This window comes from Amycolatopsis pittospori (assembly GCF_013870525.1).
Taxonomy (GTDB): domain Bacteria; phylum Actinomycetota; class Actinomycetes; order Mycobacteriales; family Pseudonocardiaceae; genus Amycolatopsis; species Amycolatopsis pittospori.
In genome coordinates this window covers 1-22,796 of the sequence record NZ_JACBXD010000019.1, presented here as the reverse complement: position 1 = coordinate 22,796, position 22,796 = coordinate 1, and the positions used below count along the sequence as shown (strand labels likewise).

Sequence of the window (22,796 nt, the reverse complement as noted above, 5' to 3'; positions counted from 1 at the left end):
CTCGTCCTCCCAGTTCTAGAGACCTTCCCCTAAAACGATAGTAGAGGATAATCTCTGAAAATGGGACGGCCGCCGCAGCACACCCCCGACGACTTCCTCGACGCCGCGATCCGGATCTTCGCCGCCAAGGGGGTCGCCGGGGTGACGATGTCAGCCGTCGCACGCGAGGTCGGCGCGCCGAGCGGGTCGATCTACCACCGCTTTCCCGGACGTCCGGCGCTGCTCGCCGCCGTCTGGCTGCGCACCGTCACCGGCTTCCAGCAGGGCTACCTCGAAGCCCTGGACCGGGATCCGCCCGTGGAAGCGGCCATCGAGGCGGCGGCCCAGGTGGTCCGCTGGTGCCGCGCGCATCCCGCCGAGGGGAAGCTGCTTTACGCGGGCAACCGGGCGCTCGGCGTCGACGACTGGCCCCCCGAAGACCGCGACCGCGCGGACAAGGCGAACCGCAGGCTCGAAACGGCGATCGGCAAGGCCGTGCGCGAGCTGCGCGCGATAACCGGTCGAAGCACCGACGAACTGATGCTGGCCCTGGTGGATCTGCCCTACGCCGCCGTCCGGCGGCATCTCGACCGTGGCGAGTCGCCGCCTCCGCGCACCGTCGACCTCGTGGCCAGGACCACCCGCACCCTCCTCGCGGGGTGACGTTCAGTCCCGGACCGGGACGGCGATGGAGAACTCACCATCGCTGATCAGGTCGAGCAGGAGCCGCGCCGCCGGACTCGGCGCCCGCTCCGCCCTGGTGGCGATGGTCAGGGGCCACACCAGGCCGTCGGCGTCGAGCGGGATCGTCCGGACACCCGAGAGCAGCCGGAGATCGGGCACCACGGCGATACCGAGCCCCGCCGCCACGTACGCGGGCACCGCGCGCAGATCCGCGACCTCGACGGCGACCCGCCGCGGTGTCCCCATCGCGTCGAAGGCACGGTCCAGGGCGATGCGGTTGCCGAAGCCGCGCGGGTTGTCGACGAACGGCTCACCGGCGAGGTCGGCCAAGGTCACCGAACGCCGCTCCCCCAGCCGATGCCCGTCGGGCAGCACGACGACGTACGGCGCCGAACCGAGCAGCCGGGTGTCGAGCCCGGCGAGGTCCGACTCGGGCAACCCGAGCAGCGCGATGTCGAGCCTGCCCTGGCGCACGTCCTCGGCCAGCCCGGTCGAGCCGGTGGTCGACACCGTGACGTGCAGGTCGACCAGCGGGTACCGGCGGTGGAAGCCGCCGAGGAGTTCGGGCAGGTCGAGGTCGCCGACGCTGGTCAGGGTGCCGATGCGGAGGCTGCCGCGAAGGCCGGCGGAGGCGTCGGAGACCACTTCGCGTGCCCTGGCGACCGCCTCCAGCGCGGCCTTGGCCTCCGGCAGGAACACCTTGCCCGCGGAGGAAAGCGCGACCCGCCGCGTCGACCGGTCGAACAGCATGACGCCGAGTTCGCCTTCGAGTGCCTGGATCGTCGCGGACACGGTCGACTGCACCGCGTAGAGCCGCTGAGCCGCCTTGGTGAAGCTGAGTTCTTCGGCGACGGCGACGAAACATTCGAGCTGACGGGTCTCCACGAGGCCGATTATCGCATTTGCCGATAACTGTGACCATGATTGTTCGTTGGACTTGGATGATCGGGAGATCCACAGTGGAGACATGCTGAACACCGTCACCCTCCACCGTCCCGCGCTCAGGCGGATCAGCCACGGACGCGGTTTCTGGATCATCGCGGCGGCCTACGCCGCTTCGCTGGCCTTCTCCACCGTGCCCACCCCGCTCTACCTGCTCTATCAGCAGCGTGACGGCTTCCCGACCTACGTCGTGACCATCGTGTTCGCGGCCTACGCGGTCGGTGTGATGGCCAGCCTGTACCTCGCCGGGCATGTCAGCGACTGGCTGGGACGACGGCGCGTCATCCTCGCCGCTACCCTGACCCAGGCGCTTTCGGCGGCGATCTTCCTGACCTGGCCGGAGGTGCCCGGGCTGATCCTGGCCAGGCTCATCGGAGGTGTGGGGATCGGCGCGCTGACCGCGACCGCCACGGCGCATCTGTCGGAGCTGCGCGCCATGGCCAGGCCACGTGAAGACCACGGGCGAGCGGGTCTCATCGCGACCGTGGTCAACATGGGCGGGCTGGCGCTCGGCCCGCTGTTCGGCGGCGTGTTCGCGCGCTACTCGGCCGAGCCGCTCACCACGCCGTTCGTGTTCTTCCTGGTGCTGCTGCTGGCTTCGGCCATCGCCGTCGCGCTGGTGCCGGAGACGGTGGAGCGCGCCGAGGAACTGCCCGCGTACCGCCCTCAGCGCGTCTCGCTGCCCTCCAGCGCGCGGCCCGCGTTCTTCGGCGCGGCGATCGGCGCCTTCGCCGCGTTCGCGATCACGGGACTCTTCATGGCTCTCACGCCGACTCTGCTGGCTCAGGGCCTGCACGAGAATTCCCGCCTCACCGCCGGTCTCGCCTCGTTCTCGGTCTTCGCCGCGGCCGCCGGAGCACAGGTGCTCTTCGCCGGTCTGGCCACGCGGATCCAGTTGCGGCTCGGACTGACCCTGATGGTCACCGGACTGGTGGCGTTGCCGATCGCCGTGACGACGTCGCTGCTGTGGCTCTTCGTCGCGGGCGGGATCGTGGCGGGCGCCGGTGTGGGGCTGAGTTTCCGCGCCTCGGTGGCCACCGTCGCCGCCCTCGCCGAACCACCGGTCCGCGGTGAAGTGCTCGCGGCCCTGTTCCTGGCCGCCTACGCCGGACTCGTCCTGCCCATCCTCCTCATCGGCATCGCGCTGGTCTGGCTGCCGAGCGCCTGGGCGCTGATCGGATTTTCGTTACTGGAACTGGGTTTGCTCGCCTGGTCGGCGCCGAGGGCCTTGGCCGGGGCGAAGCGCTGACCGTCCACAGTGGCGTCCGCCGGTGATCTCCGTCAAACCGGCGGGCGCCCGGCGCGGCCCGTGTGCCATCCTGGGGAAGGAACCTCGTGATCGAGGTCCCCGGACGAGTGGGTGCCGTACCCGGCCAGCGACAAGACGGCGCTCTGGGAGTACGTCATGTCCTGGCTCGTGCTGATCGTCTCGGGGTTTCTGGAAGCCGTATGGGCCACCGCCCTCGGCAAATCCGAAGGACTTTCGCGGCTGACGCCGTCAGTGATCTTCGGCGTCACACTGGTGGCGAGCATGGTGGGTCTCGGTTACGCGATGAAGGACCTCCCCGTCGGCACCGCCTACGCGGTCTGGGTGGGGATCGGTGCGTCGCTCACCGTCGGCTACGGCATGTGGTCCGGCGCGGAAACCGCGTCACTGGCCAAAATCCTGCTGATCATGGGGATCGTCGGCTGCGTTGTCGGGCTGAAGATCCTGCACTGACAACGGAAAAGGGACCGCCCCCGACGCACGGACGACGTCGGGGACGGTCGGGCCCGGGTGCACCCCTGCGTGTGCCCCGGACGACTAGGCGGTCAGGAGCGCGCCCAGAGGGCGGGGACGTTCGGCGGCTCCCAGCCGGCCTGAGCGGTGTGACCTTGCAGGGCACGATAGGAAGCGCCGTTGTAGGTGACCGTCGCACCCGCGGCGTAGGTGGTGCCGGCCGCCCAGGTCCCGGAGGGCGGGTTCGAGGTCGTCGGGCCGGTCGGCGTGGTGGTGGTGCTGGTCGGCGGGTTCGAGCCGGAGGTCACCAGGCGCAGGCTGTAGACGCTCAGGATCTCCGAGATCGGCTGGAAGTAGAACGTGCCGCCCGAACTGCAGTTCCCGGAGCCACCGGAGGTGACACCCTGGGCCTGGTCGCCCGCGAGCCACGAACCACCCGAGTCGCCCGGTTCGGCGCAGGCGTTGGTCCGCGTCAGACCGGAAACCGTGCCCTGCGGGTAGGTCACCGAGGCGTTCTTCTGCTGGATCGTGCCGCAGTGCCAACCGGTCGTGGAACCGGAACGGCAGACCGAGGCGCCGACGGCGGCCTCCTGCGAACCCGCCACCGGCACGGTGCCCGGGTAGCGGTTGACCAGCCCGCGCGGCGTGTTGCCTGCGTCCACGCGAACCCACGCGTAGTCGTTGCCGGGGAAGCTGGAGCCGGCGACGGTGCCACTCGGGTTCGAGGTACGCGTGCCGGTGGTGCCACAGTGCCCGGCGGTCACGAAGCCGCCTTCGACCGAGAAACCGATCGAGCAGCGGCCCGAACCGAAGGTGTAGGCGTTGCCGCCGATGACGTCGATCAGCGGAACCGGGGTCTCCACGCTGGTCTCGACCCGCAGCGCGTCGGCCGGAACGCCGGACGCGGTCGCCCACGACTTCGCGGCGGCCTCGCCACCCGCGTTGGCCAGCACGACGACGGAGTTGGTGACGGCGTCGACGTACCAGCCGGGCACCGTCTTCGGTGCGCCGGAAGCCTTGGCGTCCAAAGAAAGCTTCGCCGAGTCGAGCTGGGACGCACTCCGCGCGACGGTCTTCGGGGTGGCGCCTGCCGCGCGGACCGCGCCTTCCAAGGCCGCGTCGGCGACCGCGACGGTCAGCGTGGTGCCGGAGGCGTCCAGCCACGATCCGGCGTACGACGAACCGAGCTGGGTCTTGAGGGCACTGTCGGCCTTGGCCGCCTTCTGCTCGCCGGCGAGGCGGGCCCTGGCCTGGTCCGGGCTGATCTTCAGATCGCGCGACAGGGCCGCGACGATCTCCGACTGGACCTGGTCGGCCGCCGAAACGGTCTGACCGGCACTGGCGCTCGGCGTCAGCACGATGGCCGTCACCAGCCCGGCACCCGTGATGGCGGCCGCGGCGGCCGCAACGATCTTTCGGTTCATGCTCAGCGCTACCTCACCGACGGTTCCGGAAGGGGATCTCGTCCCCGAACCGTACGAGGCGCCTCACGCAAATGGTACATACCATTTAGGTCATATCCACCACAGTGGACTGGACCTTTCAGTGACCTTGTCGCAGGTCAGCGCACTCCGGCGTCCGTGTAGTCGACGCCGTACCCAGGGTTCAACTCGAGGTACTTCGAGTAGGTCGGCCGCCGGTCGATGAGTTCGCCGTACACCGCGCGGGACAGCGCGATCATCTCCGCGGCGAACGGTCCCATCTCCCCGCGCTCCGACCAGCCGACGAGATTCCGCCAGCTCAACGGGTTCCCCGCGATCGGAACGGCGACGATGCCCGGGATCTCGTGGAACAGCGGCTGACACAAAACCACCGCGTGTCCCGATTCGACCATCTCGATACAGGTCAGCACATCGGTCTCATACAACGAACGCGGCGTGAAACCCGATCTGGCGCACGCGGAAGCGAAACAGTCGCCGAAACAACCGTCCCCCGGCGTGGCACACCAGCGCTCGTCCGCCAGCGCACTCAGTTCGACCTCGTCGTGCCGCGCGCGCTCGTCGCGGGCCGACATCAGCACGAACACCGGATGATGCGCGAGCGTCCGCCACCGGAGACCGGGCTCGGGTGGCGGCGCCGCGTCACCACAGACGCCGACGAAGGCGAAGTCCAGCGAACCTTCGGCGGTGACACTCGCGAGTTCGTTGGCCGACCACGACGTATGCGTGGCGACGTGGATGTCGGGATGGGTGGTGCCGAGTCGCTGCAGGAGCGCGCCGAGCATCGGCCCCGTCGCCGAGCCCAGCCGCAGCGTCACCGGCTCACCGGTGCCGTTGTGCTGGGCCAGGCGCGCCGCCTCGTCGTGCAGGGAGGACACGGCGGGGAGCACCATCTTGGCCCGGTCGAGGACGAGGAGACCGAGCGCCGTCGGCCTCGTCCCGGTGTGGTCACGCAGGAACAACTTGCCGCCGAGCGTCCGTTCGATACGTTTCAACTGGGCGGTCAACGCGGGCTGCGCCATCCCGAGCGTGTTCGCCGCCTTCGTGATGCTCCCGAGTTCGGCGATCGCGCACATGATGCGTAGGTGGCGCAGTTCCAGCTCCATCCCTCTACGTTAGTAGACGTAACTGGACTGGACCAAGCGAACGAATGAGCTAAATGGGCTTCGTCCTGGATTGCCATCGATGTCAGCAATCCTGGACACCCCGGACGACAACCGGGCCGCCGGTGATCAGGGCCGGTCGCGTACCCGGATCGCGGCCTCGACGTTCTCCCGAAGCGTCCTGGTGACGCGATGTTCGGGTCCGAGTACCCGCTCCGCGTCGGCCAACGCCGCCTCGTACATCCGGATCGCGTGCGGCAGGTCGCCCGCCACCCCGTGGACGTAGGCCAGGTTGTTCCGCGAGTTCAACGTGTCCGCGTGGTCCTGCCCCAGCACCCGCTCACGATCGGCCAGCGTGCGCTCGTACATCTCGATCGCCCGCGGCAGGTCACCCGCGGACTCGTACGCCCCCGCCAGATTGTTCCGCGAGTTCAACGTGTCCGGGTGATCGTTCCCCAGGATCCGCTCACGATCGAACAACGTGCGCTCGTACATCTCGATCGCCCGCGGCAGGTCCCCGGCGGATTCGTAGGCGGCCGCCAGGTTGTTCCGCGAGAACAACGTATCCGGATGGTCCTCCCCCAGGACTCTCTCGCGACCGGTCAACGTCTCCGTGAACAACGAGATCGCTTTTCGGACGTCGCCGACCGACCAATGGGCGTAGGCGAGATTGTTGCGATAAAGCAGGGTCTCCGGGGCATCCGGGCCCAGCACCTGTTCGCGGTCGGCGAGGGTGGCCTCATGAAGGGGAAGTGCCCGCTCGGCGTCGCCCATCACCGCGTAGGCCATGGCCAGGTTGTTCCGGGAGCTCAGCGTGTCCGGGTGGTCCGTTCCCAGCACTCGCACACGCCCGGCCAGCGTCTCCTCGTGTATCGCGATGGCTTGCCGCACCTCACCGACCGCTTGGTGGGCGGCGGCGAGGTTGTTCCGGCAGGTCAGCGTTTCCGGGTGCTCCGCCCCGAGCACCCGCTCCTGGTCCGCGAGCGTCGACTTGAACAAGGAGATCGCCCGTCGCACCTCACCGGCCGCCTGGTACGCGGCCGCCAGACTGTTCAGCGAACGCAAGGTCACCGGGTGATCCGTGCCGTAAAGGCGTTCGCTGCCCTGAACGGCACGGGAGGACAACGCGATGGCGACGGCGGGTTTGCCCTGACCGAGAACGTAAAGACCGAGGTGGTTGGCGAGCACGCACAGCGCGTCGGCGTCGGCGTGCTCGAGCAACGCCTGAGCGTGCGGGAGGACCGCTTGGAATGCGGGCCAGTCTCCGGGCAGACGGGGGTCGGTGTCGTCCAGTGCGCGGGCGAGACTCGCGGCGGTGTCGTCGCGGGCGCGCGCGATGTCCTCGGGAAGCCGATGGGGATCGGCTGGATCCGGCGTGCGGGTCACGGCCTGCACGAGGCGGTGGACGTCGATCGTTTCGAGGTCGAGGGTGATCATGCTGTAGGCGGCCAGCCGGCCCAACGCCTCGGAGAGGTCCGGTTCCTCACCCGCGTCCTCCAGCAGCGACCGGGGGATGCGGTCGGGGGCGTGCCAGGCCAGTCTGTGCAACAACTTCGCGGCGAGAGGGGTGTCGGTGAGCCGGTCGAGGGTGACATGCCAGACCCTGGCCATCGTGCGCTGGGCGTCGCCGCCCTCCGCGGTCGCGGTGAACATCCGCGCCGGGAACCGGGTGAGCAGGTCGAGATAGCGCGCCGGAGTGATCCGGGCCTGGACGAGGTACGCCGCCGCCTGTTCGACCGCCAACGGCAGGTACCCCAGCTCGGCACACAGTTCCTCGGCGTCGGCCAGGTCGGCTTCCGGCCACTCCGCCCGGACGACCCGGCCGAATAACTCGACCGCCTCGTCCGGCGCCAGTACGTCGAGCGGCAAGGTGCTGACACCCCGCCAGCCGATTCCTTGTCTGCTGGTGATCAGGATCGTGCCGGTGCGCACTCGCTCCAGGAGACGGGCGGCCTGAGCGGGAGCGGTCAGGTTGTCCAGGATCAGCAGCCAGCCGGTGTTCCCGGCCAGCCACCCCATGGCCAGTTCGGTGCGCTGTTCCCAAGGAAGTCCCACCGAGTCCGGCGACAGCGCCACGGCCAGTTCGGCCAGGCCGTCGTCGATCGCCGCGACCGTATCCGCTGTCACCCACCACACCAGGGAGAAGCTGTCCGCGTGCAACTCGGCGAACCTCGCGGCCAAGGTGCTCTTACCGACGCCACCCAATCCGTGCACCGCCACGACCGCTACCCGGCGAACGGTCGTCGCCACGCTCTCCAATCGGGCCAGCTCGTCCGTGCGTCCGACGAACACCCCGGTGTCCGCGGGCAGCTTCCGGACGGGGGCCGATGTGTCGCCCTCGGCGAGGATGTCGGTGATGAACTTCGCGATCTGGCCGTAGACAAGGGAATCCCGGTCGGCGGGCTTGCAGATGTCGACGTGGTCGGCGTCGACAGGGATCGGCCGGACCCGAGGCAGCCCGGGGTTGGCCGAAACCTCGTCGACCACTCGCACCCCCTTGGTGGGATACGCCTCGAAGAAGACCAGACTGCGGATTCCGGATTCGTCGGCCCAATCGCGATACCGGTCGTTCAGGTGACGGAGGTGGGCGGCGTTGCGTTTGAGGTCCTTCACCGCCGCCGTGGCCCGGTAGACCAGGCCGAGCGCCTTGACGACACCGGCCAGCCCCGAACCGGTGTGCGGTGTCCCCAGGAAGACCACCCCACGAGCGGCCTTGGCGAACACCGCGAACTCGGTTCGCCCCTCGGCCGCGTGCAGCAGGATCTCCTTGGCGAGCAGACCGCCCATGCTGTGGGTGACGAAGCACAGGGGCCGCTGCCCGATGCCGAGGTTCTGCAATCGGGCCATCAGATTGATCGCCCGGTCCTGCATGGGCATCGCCGTTCCACGCCAGCCCGTCGACCAGGCTTCGTAGCCCACCGACCACACCGCCACGCGAGCGAAGTCCTCGGCGAGCCATTCCGGCCAGAACGATCTCCCGGTCCAGGACTTGCGCGCGTCACCGTCCAGGCCGTGCAGGAAGACCACGTCCAGCACCGCCGATTCCGGGACCCGGATCTTCAGGACGTCGGGCAATCTCGGACCTCTTCCAGCACGGAGTTCGCCGGGACGACGCCCCGGCCACGCGACCGCTTCGGTCGCGCCGCCACCGGTTGTCGGCCGCTCCGTGCTCACCGTTACGCGCGAAGACGGTCCGGGAACGACAGGCGCGTCGCCACTCGCTCACGAAGGTCGTTTGGACTTGCGGTTCAGGAACGCCGAGGCCCCGAAGCCGTGGGCGACCACGCTCGCCAGCACGGTCACCGCCATGACGCTCAGCGCGACGTCCGCCGCGTCGCCGTCGAGGGAGTTGAAGGCCAGCAACCCGAATACGATCGACGCCGCGCCTCGGGGCGCCAGCAGGCCGATGGTCATCCGGTCCTTCCAGCGCAGATCGGTCCGCAGCAGGGTGAGCAGTACCGGGACCAGCCGGGCGACGGTCAGCGCGACGACGCTGACGATCACCACGCCCCAGGTCAGGCCGAAGCCCAGCACCAGCACCGCGGTACTGCCGAAGACGAACCACATCAGCAGTCCGCACAGCGAACTGACGTCCTCGGCCAGCCCGAGTTCGTCTCCGCTGGGGTGCCGGGCGGTCTTGTAGGCGATACCGCAGATGAACGCCGCGACGAAGCCGTTGCCGCCGATCGCGACGGCGGCGGTGTAGGTCAGCAGCGGGATCGCGACGGTCGCCACCCGCGCGGAATGCGGGGTGGACCAGCCGTGCCTGCCCGCCACGTTCATCGCGACCGCCGCGAGCGCGCCGACGACGGATCCCGTCAGGACGGCCAGCAGTGCCGCCGGGATCGCGGCCTGCAAGGCCTGGACGGGGGTGTTCGCCTGGTGATGGCTCCCCGCGAGGGTGAGCGCGAAGATGAACACGGGTGCGACGACGCCGTCGTTGTAGCCGCTCTCGACGTTCAGCAGATGCCGCACGCGTTCGGGCACCCGGACGTCGTGCACCACCGACGTCGCCGGCGCGAAGTCGGTCGGGGCGATGATGCACGCGATCAGCAGCACCACCGCCCAGCCGATCCCCGGCAGGACCAGCAGTCCGACGCCCATGGTGATCAGGATCGTCAGCGGCAGCGCGATCAGCAGCAGCCGCACCGCGGTCTTCCCGTCATGGCCGAGATAGCCGCCCTTGACCGCGGTGGCGTCGACGAACAACAGCAGCGCGAGGATCAGTTCCGCGGCGTTCAGGGCGATCTCGGTGTTGAGCCCGTTCCCGAGATCGTTGCGGGTGGTGAAGCCGATCGCGAGTCCGGCCACGACCATCGCCATCGGCGCGGTGATCTGCCACCGTTCCAGCCGCGCCGCCGTCATCGTCCACGCCAGCACGACGACCGCGCCGACGAGCACGCTCTGGATCATCTACCCCGCCCCTCGTTCCCGGTGGACTCCCCTGCCACCGGGAACGAGCATAAAGCCAGGGCGGGCCGTGACGGTCCACAAAGGAACGCCGATCACACCACCGCGCCGTTGTCGTCGCGCTCCCGGGTCCGCGCGGGTTTCCGGTTCGGGCGTCCGGCGCCGGGCCAGCGCTTGTCCAGCAGGATGGCGACGGGACCGGCGGTGGCCACTGTGGACACCGTGCCGGCGACGAGGCCGAGCAGGAGCGCGAGCGCGAAGTCGGCGAGCGAGCCGTCACCGAGGAACAACAGTGCGCCGAGGACGAACAGCACGCCGATCCCGGTGTTGATCGTCCGCGGCAACGTCTGCAAGACCGCGGAGCCGACGACGCGGGTGAACGGTTCCTTGCGGCGCAGGCCCCGGATCTCCCGGACCCGGTCGAAGACCACCACCGAGTCGTTGACCGAATAGCCGATCACGGTCAGCAGCGCGGCCAGGAAGACACCGTCCATCGACTTGCCCAGCCAGGCGAAGATCCCGAGGATGAGCAGGACGTCCTGGGCCAGCGCGACCACCGTGGCCAGACCGAGCCGCCAGTCGAACCGCACCGCCAGGTAGATCAGCTGCGCCAGCACCGCGAGGCAGAGCGCGATCACCGCCTTGGTGCGCAGTTCGGCACCGAGGCTCGGGCCGATCTGCTCGTCGCGGATCTCGGTGGCGTCACCGGCGACCCCGGACACCGCGGCCCGGATCCGTTCGGTGGCCGCCTCGTCGATCGGCTCGGTGCGGACCGAGATGTCCTTCTCCCCGGACATCTGCACGACGGCGCGCGGGAATCCGGCGTCGGAGACGGCGTCGCGGACCTGTTCGACGTCGGCCGCGGCGGTGGTGCCGTATTCGATCACCCGGCCGCCGGTGAACTCCACACCGAGGTTCGGCCCGGCCACCAGCAGTCCGGTGACGGCGGCGATGACGACCGCGCCCGCCACCGTCAGCCAGCGTTTCGGCCGGGCGAGGAATTTCGGGTCGCGGCGGTTCACCCACTGGCGGACCCGGCCTTCGTGGGTCAGCCCGGACAACCGGGGCTTGCGCGCGACCACGCCGCGCATCGTGAGGTGCAGCAGCAACCGGGTGAGCACGAGTGAGATGAACAGCGCCACGACCACACCGATCGAGAGCGTCACCCCGAAGCCGCGCACCGGTCCGGAAGCCAGCCAGAACAGCAGCCCGCCGGCGAGCAGCGTGGTCACGTTCGAATCGACGATCGCCGACAGCGCTCCGCTGAACCCTCGGCTGACCGAACGGGGAAGTGAGCCTCCCCGTTTGACCGAGTGTTCCTCTCTCGCCCGTTCGAAGACGAGGACGGTCGCGTCGACGGCCATGCCGATGGCGAGGACGAAGCCCGCGAGTCCGGGCAAGGTCAGCGTCGCGCCGAGGGCAAGCAGGACGGCGTATGACACGGCGGCGTAGATCACCAGCGTGCCCACGGCGACGAGCCCGGCCAACCGGTACACCGCCAGCAGGAACAGCGCGGTCAGCGCCAGGCCGATGACGGCGGCGCGGGCGCTGGCGTCGATGGCGGCCTCTCCGAGCGTGGGGCCGACAGTGCGTTGTTCGATGATCTCGACCGGCGTCGGCAGCGCGCCGGCGTTGATCAGCAGTGCCAGATCCTTCGCCTCGGCGGGTGAGAACCGGCCGGTGATCTGCGTACTCCCACCGACAATGCCGACCTGGCAGGCGACCTGGGGGCTGACCTGCGGCGACGAGATCACCTTGTCGTCGAGGGCGATCGCCACCCGGCGGGCCGGGTCACCGGGCGGGGAACAGGCGGCCTGCCCGGTCAGTCTTTCCCAGGCGCGACCGGAATCCCCCTTGAAATCGACGGAAACGAGCCAGCCGCCGCCCTGGGAATCGACCGACGAAAGTGCTTCGTCGACGCCTTCCCCGGTCAACGCCGCGGGCCCCAGCGTGATCGGCTGCCCGCTCTCGTCGGGCAGCACGCGGGTGCCCGCCGACTCCCCGGCCGGCGCGCCGAGCACCGGATGGAAGGACAGCTGCGCGGTCCGGCCGATCACTTCGACGGCTTCGCGTGGATTCCGCACGCCGGGCAGTTCGACGATGATCCGGTTGTCCCCGGAGCGGGCGAGCATGGGTTCGGCCACGCCGAGCGCGTCGACCCGGCGGCGCAGCACCTCGAGGGTGCGGTCGGTGGTCTCGGCTCCCGCGGTGGCGGTCGGTGAATCCTTGGTCTCCAGCACGATCTGCGTGCCACCACGCAGATCGAGCCCCAGACGCGGGGCGGTGGTCAGCAACAGGTAGACGGTCGCGGCGAGGACGACCAGCGAGACGACGGCTCGACCGGTCATGCCTCGCCGCGCGGTTTCGCGCGGCACGACGGTTTCTCCTCGATGAACGCGCGTCCGGACGAGGACGCGCGGATTCCCGGTACGGACACGGGGAAGACGTGCCCGTGAAGCTCGGCTACGGCTACCGGGAGGGAGGAGCGCGATCCCCCAGCGCGAGGCGGTGTGCCGCGTGGGAGGGAGGGGTGACGTCGGCGTGGAGTTCGTTCAGGCGGAGCAGCGTCGTCGACGCGGGCCCGTGCGGAACGGTGCCGAAGAGGGGCAGATCACCGTGACCGTGGACACCCAGGAGCGACGGCTCGGCCGCCAGCCTGCCCGCGGCGCGCACGGGTGCCACGGCCTTCGAGACCGAGGCGTCGACCACCGCGTTCGTCCCGCGGGACTCGGCCGCGGCGGCGGAATCGACGGAATGCAGGACGGAGAACAGGCCCAGCGCGGTCAGGACGGCGGCGAGCAGCGCCAGCACGGGCAGCCTGCCCGGCCGGGACGTCCCGCGCTCCACCGTCATCGACACACTCCTGGGGTTCTCGCCGACACCCTACTTGGCGACGGCGTCCCGCCACAGGCGCGCGACGCCGGCGCGGACCCGGTCCTCCCCCAGATCCGGCAGCAACGCGGTCACGTGCTCGGCCGCCAACGGCGCGAGCAGGGCGTGCGCGGTGTGTTCGGGATCAGGGGTGCCGTCGAGCAGCATCGTCACGTGCCGGTGCCAGAACCGGTAGGCGCCGATGCGGTAGCGCGCGCCGGGCGCCGCGGTCTCCGACATCCGCACCAGCGGCAGATGCTTGAGCAGGTAGTCGAGGTAGGCCTCGGCGAAAGCCGCGAGACGGTCCGCGGGCGAGGCGCCGGAGCCCAACGGCGGCGGTCCTTGCAGAACACCTTCCTGAAGCACGCGTTCCCGTGCGTCCAGCAACCCCGCGGCCAGCCCGGCCTTGTCGCCGAAGCGGCGGAACAGCGTCCCCTTGCCCACACCGGCGGCCGCCGCCACCTGATCCATGGACACCGCGTCGACACCGTGTTCGGCGAACAGCGACGCGGCCGCGTCCAGGATGGCGGCCCGGTTGCGGGCGGCGTCCGCGCGTTCCTTGGGCGGCGGTGTGCGCAGGAGTTCCAACGGCGTTGCGAAAGCGGACTGCGGTCCGTTATGGTCGTGAGGCACATGCGGACTATAGTCCGATTAACTGGAGGTAGCGACATGACGACCCTGATCACCCGTGACGAGCTGAAGGCCGCGATCGACGCGAAGGCCGTGACCGTGATCGACGCGCTGGGCGGCGAGTACTACGCCAAGCAGCATCTGCCCGGCGCCGTCCCCCTGGTCCTCGCGGACGTCGACGCGCGGGCGGCCACCGTCCTGCCCGATCGCGGCGCCGCGATCGTCACCTACTGCTCGAACCCGGCGTGCCCCAACAGCGGGCAGGTCGCCGACCGCCTCACCGCGCTCGGCTACACCGACGTCCGCAAGTACCGGGAGGGCATCGAGGACTGGGCCGCCGCCGGCCTGCCCCTCGAACAGGCCTGACGGTCAGCCGGGCACGCGGCTCCGCAGGATCTCGACCCCGTCGCCGTCGAGTTCGTCCACAGGGGCCGCTCGTCCGGTCATGGCCATGACCAGTGCCAAGGTCGTGCCCGAGACGAGCGGCCCGGACCCGACGGCGAAGGGGCCGTCCGTCGCTTCCAGCCGCAGGCCACCGATGCGTCCCTTCGCCATCACCACCAGATCGGCACCCTGGTAGTACCCGGCCAACGAGGTGAGGACCGCGATCGGATGGTCGCGGCGGATGCCGAGCGGACGGCGGATGTCCTCGCCGTGCACGATCACCTCGCCGAGCATCGCCATTTTCGGCAGGGGCGGTTTCGTCGTGCTCGTCACGACGCGACGGAACCGCTCCAGCGTCTCCGCGCCGCTCGACCCCAGGTGTTCGGCCAGCCGCATCGCGACCTGCTCGTCGAAGTCGAACCGGCAGCGGATCACCCCGGCCATCCAGCGCAGCGGCGTGAGGCTCGCCGCCGCGGTGAGATGGGCCAGTACCTCGCGCACCGTCAGCCCGCTGCACAGCGACGGCGTCTCCCACTGTTCTTCGGTGAGTCCGATGAGGTCCTTCGCCAGCATGGCCCGTTCGGTGTGGATCACTGGCCAGACCCCGGACGCCGCGCGACTGCGCGATTTCGGTCCCGTATTCGTCATTCCGGACTCCCTCCAGTCGTTCCGGAGAGGGAGACTCCCGACGCCGCCCGAAATCATCGGCCGCGGATACCTCGAGGGCGAACCGTGACGGAGGGTCCGGAGCACAGCGCGGTTTCGCCGTGCTCCGGACCCTCTCCCGGTCAGGACTCCCGGCGCCTCCGTCCGGCCAGGAGCAGCAGGGCCCCGATGGCCAGCATCCCGAGCGCCAGTACCGACATGGTCTTCACCGGCGAACCCGTGACGGCCAGCCCCGGCGGCCGCGGCGTGTTCGGCGGCTGCGGGTTCGGCTTGTCCGGCGGCTGCGGAGTCGGCGGCACCCGGGTGTCGGTGCCGCAGTCGGGATTCTCCGAGCCCGGCGGGCAGTTCCCGCCCGGGGTGTCGGACGTGACGACGTTGCGGAGCCGGTGGTCACCGCTCGCGGGCGACTTCACGGTGACGGCGTAGGTGACGGTGGCCTTCTCCCCCGGAGCGAGCTTGCCCTTCCAGGTGAGCTTCGGCGCGGCATAGGTCGCCGTTCCGGTACTGACCTTCACCGCGCCGTCGAAAGTCGCGTCGTCGAGCACCTGGGTCAGGTCGTCGGTGAACGTCGCATCGTCCACGGTGGCCTGGCCGGTGTTCTCCACGGTCACGGTGTAGGTGACGACCTCGCCGGGTTTCGCCTCCGCCTTGTCGACCGTCTTCTTGATCTTCAAGCTGGACAACGGGGTCGTCGTCCCGCACTTCGGATCCTTGCTGCCCGGCGGGCAGTTGCCGCCCGGGGTGTCGGTGGTGACGACGTTGGTCAGCTTGCCGTCACCGCCGGTCTTGGTCACCTTCACGCTGTAGGTGACCGTCGCCGTCTGCCCGATCTCCAGATCGCCGGTCCAGGTCAGCTTCGGTTCCGAGTAGGTGACCTCACCGATCGTCGCCTTGCCGTCCTTTGCGAACTCGGCGTCGTCGAGGACCTCGGTGAGGTCGTCGGTGAAGGTCGCCCCGGCCAGCTTGGTCTTGCCGGTGTTCCGGACGGTGACCGTGTACTTGACGACGTCGCCCGGGTTCGCCGTCGCCTTGTCCGCCTTCTTCTCCAGCGTGATGCCGGGCACCGGGGTGACGGTCGAACAGGCCGGGTCGTCGGACTGCGGCGGGCAGGTGCCCGGCGTGTTGGTGCTGACGGTGTTCCGCAGTTCGTGATCACCCTTGACCGGGTTCTTCACCTTCACCGAGTACTTCAACGTGGTCGACGCGCCCACCGGGAGGTCCCCGGTCCACACCAGGTTCGGCGCGGTGAACGCGAAATCGCCGGCGATCGGCGTGGACTTCGCGTCGCCTTGGTAGTCCGCGTCGTCGAGCACCTCGGACAGATCGTCGGTGACGCGTGCGGCGTCTTCACCGACCAGATCGACCTTGCCGGTGTTGGTGACCGTGACGGTGTACGTGACGACGTCACCCGGGTTCGCGCTCTGCTTGTCCGAGGTCTTCTTCACCGTCAGTTCGCGGGACGGTACGTCCGCGACGCAGTTCGGGTCGGTCGAATCCGGCGGGCAGTTGTTGCCCGGCGTCTCCGAAGTGACCACATTGGACAGTTTCTTGTCACCGGGGTTCGGCTTCTTGATCTTGACCGTGTAGGTGATCGTCGACGTCTGGCCGATGTCGAGCGAACCGGTCCAGCTCAGCTTCGGCGCCGCGTAGGTGACGTCACCGATCGTCGCGGCGCCGTCGTTCTGGTAGTCGGCGTCGTCGAGAACCTGGGTCATGTCGTCGGTGAACGACGCACCCTCCTGTTTGGTCTGCCCGGTGTTGGTGACGGTGACCGTGTACTTCACCGTGTCGCCCGGGTCGACCGACTTCTTGTCCGCGGTCTTCTTGATGAGCAGCCCGGAAACCGGCGTCGTCGTCCCGCACTTCGGATCCGTCGAACCCGGCGGGCAGTTGCCCCCCGGCGTGTCCGAAGTGACGGCGTTGACGAGCTTCTTGTCGCCGTCGCCCGGGTTCTTCACCTTGACGGTGTAGGTGACCGTTGCCGTCGCACCGATGTCGAGGTCGCCCGTCCAGGTCAGCTCCGGCTCGGCGTAGGAGACCGTGCCGATGGTCGCCGCGCCGTCGCCCTGGTAGTCGGCGTCGTCGAGGACCTTGGTCAGGTCGTCGGTGAACGTCGCACCGGAAACCTTGGTCTGCCCGGTGTTCCGCACGGTCACGGTGTACTTCACGACGTCACCGGGGTTCGCCGACTGCTTGTCGACGACCTTCTTGATCTCCAGGCCCGACACGGGGGTCTCCGTGCCACAGGCCGGATCCGTCGAACCCGGCGGACAGTTCCCGCCCGGCGTCTCGGAAGTGACGACGTTCTTGAGCCGGTTGTCACCGGTGTTGGGGTTCTTGACCTTCACGGTGTACGTGACCGTGGCCGTCACACCGATGCCGAGATCGCCGGTCCACGTCAGCTTCGGCGACGCGAAAGTCACGGTACCGATGGCCGAGGCACCGTCGTTCTGATAGTCGGCGTCGTCGAGGACCTGGGCCAGGTCGTCGGTGAACGTCGCGCCCGACAGCTTCGTCTGGCCGGTGTTCTGCACCGTCACCGTGTACTTCACGACATCGCCCGGGTTCGCCGACTGCTTGTCGGCGATCTTCTTGATGACCAGACCGGAAACCGGCGTCGTCGTCCCGCACTTCGGATCCGTCGAACCCGGCGGACAGTTCCCGCCCGGAGTCTCGGAAGTGACCGTGTTGACGAGCTTCTTGTCGCCAGGGTCGGGACTCTTGACCTTCACGGTGTAGGTGACCGTGGCCGTCTCGCCGATGTCGAGGTCGCCGGTCCAGGTCAGTTTCGGCGCCGCATAGGACACCGCGCCGATGGTCGCGGCACCGTCGTTCTGGTAGTCCGCGTCGTCGAGCACCTGGGCCAGATCGTCCGTGAAGGTGGCACCGGTCAGCTTCGTCTGGCCGGTGTTCCGGACGGTGACGGTGTACTTCACGACGTCACCCGGGTTCGCCGACTGCTTGTCGACCGCCTTCTCGATCATCAGACCGGACACCGGCGTCGTCGTCCCGCACTTCGGATCCGTCGAACCCGGCGGACAGTTCCCACCAGGAGTCTCGGAAGTGACCACGTTCTTGAGCTGATTGTCCCCGGTGTTGGGGTTCTTCACCTTGACCGTGTACGTGACCGTCGAGGTCTCGCCGACTTCGAGATCACCGGTCCAGGTCAGCTTCGGCGACGCGAAAGTGACCGCGCCGATCGTCGCCGCACCATCGTTCTGATAGTCCGCGTCGTCGAGCACCTGCGTCAGATCGTCCGTGAAGGTCGCGCCGGCCAGCTTCGTCTGACCCGTGTTCCGCACGGTGACCGTGTACTTCACGACATCACCCGGGTTCGCCGACTGCTTGTCGACCGCCTTCTCGATGATCAGACCGGACACCGGCGTCGTCGTCCCGCACTTCGGATCCGTCGAACCCGGCGGGCAGTTGTTACCCGGGATCTCCGAAGTGACCACATTGGACAGCTTCTTGTCGCCGGGGTTGGGGTTCTTCACCTTCACCGTGTAGGTGACCGTCGATGCCTGGCCGATGTCGAGCGAACCCGTCCAACTCAGCTTCGGCGACGCGAAAGTGACCGCGCCGATGGTCGCCGCACCGTCGTTCTGATAGTCCGCGTCGTCGAGGACCTGCGTCAGGTCATCGGCGAAGGACGCGGCGTCCTGCTTGGTCTGCCCGGTGTTGGTGACGGTGACCGTGTACTTCACGACATCACCCGGGTTCGCCGACTGCTTGTCGACCGCCTTCTCGATCTTCAGGCCCGACACCGGGGTATCGGTGCCACAAGCGGGATCCGTGGATCCCGGCGGGCAATTCCCGCCCGGCGTCTCGGACGAGACCGCGTTCTTGAGCCGGTTGTCACCGGTATTCGGGTTCTTCACCTTGACCGTGTACGTGACCGTGGACGTCTCGCCGACACCGACGTCACCGGTCCACGTCAGCTTCGGCGCCGCGTAGGACACCGCACCGATCGTCGCCGCGCCGTCGCTCTGGTAGTCCGCGTCGTCGAGAACCTGCGTCAGGTCATCGGTGAACGTCGCACCGGAAAGCTTCGTCTGGCCCGTGTTCTGAACAGTGACCGTGTACTTCACGACATCGCCCGGGTTCGCCGACTGCTTGTCGGCGATCTTCTTGATGAGCAGACCGGAAACCGGCGTCGTCGTCCCGCACTTCGGATCGGTCGAACCCGGCGGACAGTTCCCGCCCGGGGTCTCGGAAGTGACCACGTTCTTGAGCCGGTTGTCACCGGTGTTGGGGTTCTTCACCTTGACCGTGTAGCTGATCTCGGCGCTCGCCCCGACGGCCAGCGTGCCCGTCCAGGTCAGCTTCGGCGCCGCGTAGGACACCGAACCCGGCGACGCGGTTGCGTCGTTCTGGAAGGCCGCGTCGTCGAGCACGCCGGTCAGATCGTCGACGACCTTGAGGTCGGCGGCGGTGACCCTCCCCGTGTTGGCGACCTTGATCGTGTAGCGCACGGTGTCACCGGGGTTCGCGGATTCCTTGTCCGCGGTCTTCGTCACCGTGTACGCGGGAGCGGGCACCTTGGTCTTGGCGCAGGCCGCGGCCGGGTCGTCCGGGCAGCGGTTGTCGGGCGGTACCACCGGCGGCGGTCCGATCGGGACGGTCGCGCGGTTCACCAGTTCCTTGCCGATCGCGGCCTCTTCGACCTTGACGCGCACGGTCAGCGTCGCGGTCTCGCCGACGGCGAGGCCGTTCACGGCCCAGTCGATCGGGCCGGTACCGGACGCGGTCCCCTTCGACGGCTCGGACGACACGTAGGTCGTACCCGGCGGAAGCGTGTCTCGCACCGTGAGCGCGGGTACCGGGATCACGCCGGTGTTCCGCAGGGTCACCTTGTAGGTCAGGGTGTCGCCCGGCACCGCCTCGGCGAGGTCGACCGACTTCGTGAGCTGGTATCCCGGCGACGCGACGGTGTTCCGCACCGTGTTCGAGGTGCGTTCCTGCTGGCGGCCGGTGTCCTCACCGCGGAAGGTCAGTTTGCCGGTGTTGTCGAGTTTGGTGCCGTCCGGCACCGTCGCGCCGACCTTGACCTTGAAGGCGACCTTCTGCGATTGCCCCGGCGCGAGGTTCCGCAGCCGGCAGCTGACCACCTGCCCGGCGGCCGAACAGTCCGGATTGGACCCGGCCACGAAGGTCACGCCGTCCGGCAGCGTGTCCGTGAGCACCACGTTCGTCGCCGTGTCGAGGTCGTTGGTGGAACCGTCGGCGTGTTTGTTGGCGACGTCGAAGGTGTAGGTGACGTCGTCGCCCTTGGTGACGTAACCCGGCGGATTGTCGTTCGTGTTGCCGACCGGGTCGTTGGCCTTGGTGATCTGCAGGTCCGGTTCGAGTGCGTCGGTGACCAGCCAGACCACCTGCGGGTAGAGCGCGTCGCCGGTCGTGCCGATCTTCACCTGGAGCGCGGACGTGCCCGCCGGGACCTTGCCGGTGATGTCGATGCTGCGGGCGTCGTAGCCGACGTTGTTGACCGGATTCGGATTCCGGGCGGTGACGTTCGATCCCGTGCCGTTCGCCGCCACCTGGTCGATCCGGCTGCTGAAAGCGTTGTTCACCGCCGTGCCGGCGGGTCCGGGCAAGGAGATGTCCTGCAGGCTGGCGGCGTTCGGGCCCACCTGGAGGTAATCACCGGTGATCGGCGCGTCCCCGTCGCCGGCGACGATGCCGAGTTCGACACTGGGCTGACGGGAGGTCGGGGCCTTGATGCCGCTCAGCGCGATGGTCGCCGAAACCGGCGTACCGCCACCCGCGACACGCTGGAGACCGTCCCACACCTGCAGATAGCGCAGCGGTTCGCTGGCCAGTTCGTAGGCCACCACCAGCGACCAGCCGCCCCAGCAGCCGAGGTTGGTCGGGCTGATCGACTGGCCCTGGCAGGCCTGGATGTCGGAGACGGTGTACTGACCGGTCCCGGACTTGGTCACCGTGTCGGTGACGTCGGCCGCGCCGCCGTAGGCGTACAGGGTCGGGTTGCCGGGTGTGGTGAGCGCGGGGAACCAGTCGTAGGTCTCCGCGGTGATCCGCTGGTAGGAGGTCGACCCCGGCGTCTTCATCGACACCTGGTTGCCCTTCGGGCCGTCGCCCGAGGTCCCGCTGGTGGCGACCGGGTTGAACTGCCAGTACAGCCGGGCGTTGAGCACCTTCGCGCCGGCCGGGATGCTCAGGCTCGCCGCCGAGGCGGTGTTGCCGGGCGCGGCGGGGTCGGTCTTGATCCAGGACACCGGGCTCGCGTTGCTCGCGGAGGCGTCGCAGACGACGCCGATACCGCATTGGACCACCGAGTTGGCGGCCATCGCGATCCCGCCGTGCGCCAGGCCGGAGTACACCGGCTGCGGCCCGATCGGGCGTTCGGTGCCCGCGCCCCGCGGTTGCGTCTGGGCGCTCGCCGGCAGCGGGGCGCCCATCACCAGGGCGACGACCACCACCGTGAGCATCGCCATGCCCCGGCGAAACCGATTTCGCCCGCGCCGTTCCGCCATACCGCCTCCGCCTCACCCCTCGCTCCCATCGGCCCAGGGCAGGACGGACGGGGACAGCGAGCCCGATCGAGGGTCATCCTGTGTCGGCAAGATCATCGACGGCAACCGGGATCGGCGGCGTCCCCTGGATAGAACCCCTTGGGTGAGGACAAAACCCCCGGACGGGTGATGAAAACGGTGTTCACCAGACCGTCCACAACGGACACCGAAATTCCGGAACGTGGTGTTTTCCGGCGGAAACGGGCTCTCCTCGGAAAGCGTCCGGACGATCTCGCCGACGATCACCTCGGGTTCGGACTTCGGGACGTAGTGCCCGGACCGCTCCGCGATCACATGCCGTCCACCATGGCGAACAGCCGTCTGCCGTCGCGGGTGACCACCCACTCCGGCTCGCCCTGGGTATGGGTCACGGCGCGGTCCCGGCGGTGATGCGCCAGCCTGTGGCGTCGACCTGCCGCCGCCAGAACTCCGCGAAACGTCCTCGCCGGGCAAGGAGTTCTTCGACGCCGCCGTCCTCCACGATCCGGCCGTCTTCCAGGAAGACGACCCTGTCGGCATGGCGGATCCCGGCGATCCGGTGGGTGACGATCACCCGCGTACGCGGCACGGGGTCGGCACTGAGCGAGCGGACGACGGCGTCTTCGTTCTCCGTGTCGAGCGCGCTGGTGGCCTCGTCGACCAGCAGGATCGGCGCCGGTTTGAGCAGAGCGCGGGCGATGGACACGCGTTGCCGCTCACCACCGGAAAGCGCGCTTCCCGCCTCGCCGACGACCGGGTTCCGGCCGTCGAGCAGTTCGTCGACCTTGGCGAGGCCGACGACCTCCGCGACCCGTCGTTCGTCGGCGGTGGGGTCTCCGGCGAGGACGTTGTCGCGGACCGAACCGTCGAAGAGGTACGGCTGCTGGAAAACGACGGTGACGAGGTCACGCCGGTCGGCCGCCGTCAGCTCGGCGAGATCCGTCCCGCCGACGAGGACACGTCCGTTCGTGGGCTGGTGCACTCCGGCGAGCAGCGCGAGGACGGTGCTCTTGCCGGAACCGGACGGGCCGACGATCGCGGTCGTCGTCCCCGGTTCCAGGGTGAGGCCGAAGTTCTCGAGCACGTCCTCGCCGCCGGCCGCGTACCGGAATCCGACGTCCTCGAACCGGATCCTCGGCGCGACCGACCGGTCCGGCGCGACGGCGGTCCCGGCCGGGGCCACCGGGGCGGTGAGCACCGTGCGGATGCGGCCGAGCGTGGTGGCGGCGGTCTCGATACCGGGTGCGAGGTCGCCGAGTGCGGTGAACGGCTCCAGATAGCGGGCGATCACCACGATCAGCGCGATCGCCTCCGGAACGCTCAGATCACCTTGCGCGGCCAGGAGAACGGTCGTGCCGGCGAGAAGGACCAGCGCGAGCTGACCGGCGACGCCGAACAGCACCTGGCCCGGGATCTGCAGCCGCAGCAGGCGGACGGTCGCTCCGTGCTGGGCGGC

General features: G+C 69.0%; 15 protein-coding genes and 1 riboswitch. Of the genes, 4 read left to right on the top strand and 11 right to left on the bottom strand.

Annotation, left to right across the window (positions count from 1 at the left end):
- Positions 1-60 precede the first annotated feature (60 nt).
- Positions 61-642 carry a TetR/AcrR family transcriptional regulator gene (locus H5J31_RS13400; protein ID WP_181772864.1) on the top strand — a complete coding sequence of 194 codons (582 nt, stop codon included), beginning with the start codon at positions 61-63 and terminating at the stop codon, positions 640-642.
- Positions 643-645: 3 nt separating this feature from the next.
- Here H5J31_RS13400 and H5J31_RS13395 read toward each other — a convergent pair whose 3' ends face one another.
- Positions 646-1,548, bottom strand: a complete 903-nt coding sequence (locus H5J31_RS13395) for a LysR family transcriptional regulator (protein WP_181772863.1) — start codon at positions 1,546-1,548, stop codon at positions 646-648.
- An 82-nt stretch (positions 1,549-1,630) separates the two neighbouring features.
- Here H5J31_RS13395 and H5J31_RS13390 point away from each other — a divergent pair, with 82 nt between their 5' ends.
- Positions 1,631-2,854, top strand: coding sequence for an MFS transporter (locus tag H5J31_RS13390; RefSeq protein WP_181772862.1), 1,224 nt, complete (start codon positions 1,631-1,633; stop codon positions 2,852-2,854).
- 76 nt (positions 2,855-2,930) lie between these two features.
- Positions 2,931-2,999, top strand: a riboswitch (guanidine-III (ykkC-III) riboswitch).
- A gap of 11 nt (positions 3,000-3,010) precedes the next feature.
- Positions 3,011-3,325 carry a DMT family transporter gene (locus H5J31_RS13385; RefSeq protein WP_181772933.1) on the top strand — a complete coding sequence of 105 codons (315 nt, stop codon included), beginning with the start codon at positions 3,011-3,013 and terminating at the stop codon, positions 3,323-3,325.
- A gap of 92 nt (positions 3,326-3,417) precedes the next feature.
- On the opposite strand, the gene H5J31_RS13380 is transcribed toward H5J31_RS13385, so the two are convergent.
- The 7 genes from H5J31_RS13380 to H5J31_RS13350 form a co-directional block, all read right to left on the bottom strand.
- On the bottom strand, positions 3,418-4,749 hold the full coding sequence (locus H5J31_RS13380) for an alpha-lytic protease prodomain-containing protein (RefSeq protein ID WP_181772861.1): 1,332 nt from the start codon (positions 4,747-4,749) through the stop codon (positions 3,418-3,420).
- Between the two features lie 137 nt (positions 4,750-4,886).
- A complete protein-coding gene (locus H5J31_RS13375) occupies positions 4,887-5,870 on the bottom strand; it encodes a LysR family transcriptional regulator (RefSeq protein WP_181772860.1) in 984 nt (327 codons plus the stop codon).
- A gap of 126 nt (positions 5,871-5,996) precedes the next feature.
- A complete protein-coding gene (gene fxsT / locus H5J31_RS13370) occupies positions 5,997-8,942 on the bottom strand; it encodes an FxSxx-COOH system tetratricopeptide repeat protein (protein WP_181772859.1) in 2,946 nt (981 codons plus the stop codon).
- A gap of 147 nt (positions 8,943-9,089) precedes the next feature.
- Positions 9,090-10,280, bottom strand: coding sequence for a cation:proton antiporter (locus H5J31_RS13365; protein WP_181772858.1), 1,191 nt, complete (start codon positions 10,278-10,280; stop codon positions 9,090-9,092).
- A gap of 92 nt (positions 10,281-10,372) precedes the next feature.
- Positions 10,373-12,652 (bottom strand): protein translocase subunit SecD, encoded by a 2,280-nt coding sequence (gene secD / locus H5J31_RS13360; protein ID WP_181772857.1) that lies wholly within the window; start codon positions 12,650-12,652, stop codon positions 10,373-10,375.
- A gap of 94 nt (positions 12,653-12,746) precedes the next feature.
- On the bottom strand, positions 12,747-13,130 hold the full coding sequence (locus tag H5J31_RS13355) for a hypothetical protein (RefSeq protein WP_207898000.1): 384 nt from the start codon (positions 13,128-13,130) through the stop codon (positions 12,747-12,749).
- A gap of 30 nt (positions 13,131-13,160) precedes the next feature.
- Entirely contained in the window at positions 13,161-13,736 is a 576-nt protein-coding gene (locus tag H5J31_RS13350; RefSeq protein ID WP_181772931.1) for a TetR/AcrR family transcriptional regulator, read from the bottom strand.
- Between the two features lie 81 nt (positions 13,737-13,817).
- Here H5J31_RS13350 and H5J31_RS13345 point away from each other — a divergent pair, with 81 nt between their 5' ends.
- A complete protein-coding gene (locus tag H5J31_RS13345) occupies positions 13,818-14,144 on the top strand; it encodes a rhodanese-like domain-containing protein (protein WP_181772856.1) in 327 nt (108 codons plus the stop codon).
- A gap of 3 nt (positions 14,145-14,147) precedes the next feature.
- On the opposite strand, the gene H5J31_RS13340 is transcribed toward H5J31_RS13345, so the two are convergent.
- The 3 genes from H5J31_RS13340 to H5J31_RS13330 form a co-directional block, all read right to left on the bottom strand.
- Entirely contained in the window at positions 14,148-14,810 is a 663-nt protein-coding gene (locus H5J31_RS13340) for a maleylpyruvate isomerase family mycothiol-dependent enzyme (protein ID WP_181772855.1), read from the bottom strand.
- 140 nt (positions 14,811-14,950) lie between these two features.
- A complete protein-coding gene (locus tag H5J31_RS13335; protein ID WP_236005029.1) occupies positions 14,951-21,283 on the bottom strand; it encodes a DUF11 domain-containing protein in 6,333 nt (2,110 codons plus the stop codon).
- A gap of 445 nt (positions 21,284-21,728) precedes the next feature.
- On the bottom strand, positions 21,729-22,796 hold a 1,068-nt coding region (locus H5J31_RS13330), incomplete at its 5' end, for an ABC transporter ATP-binding protein (protein ID WP_181772853.1).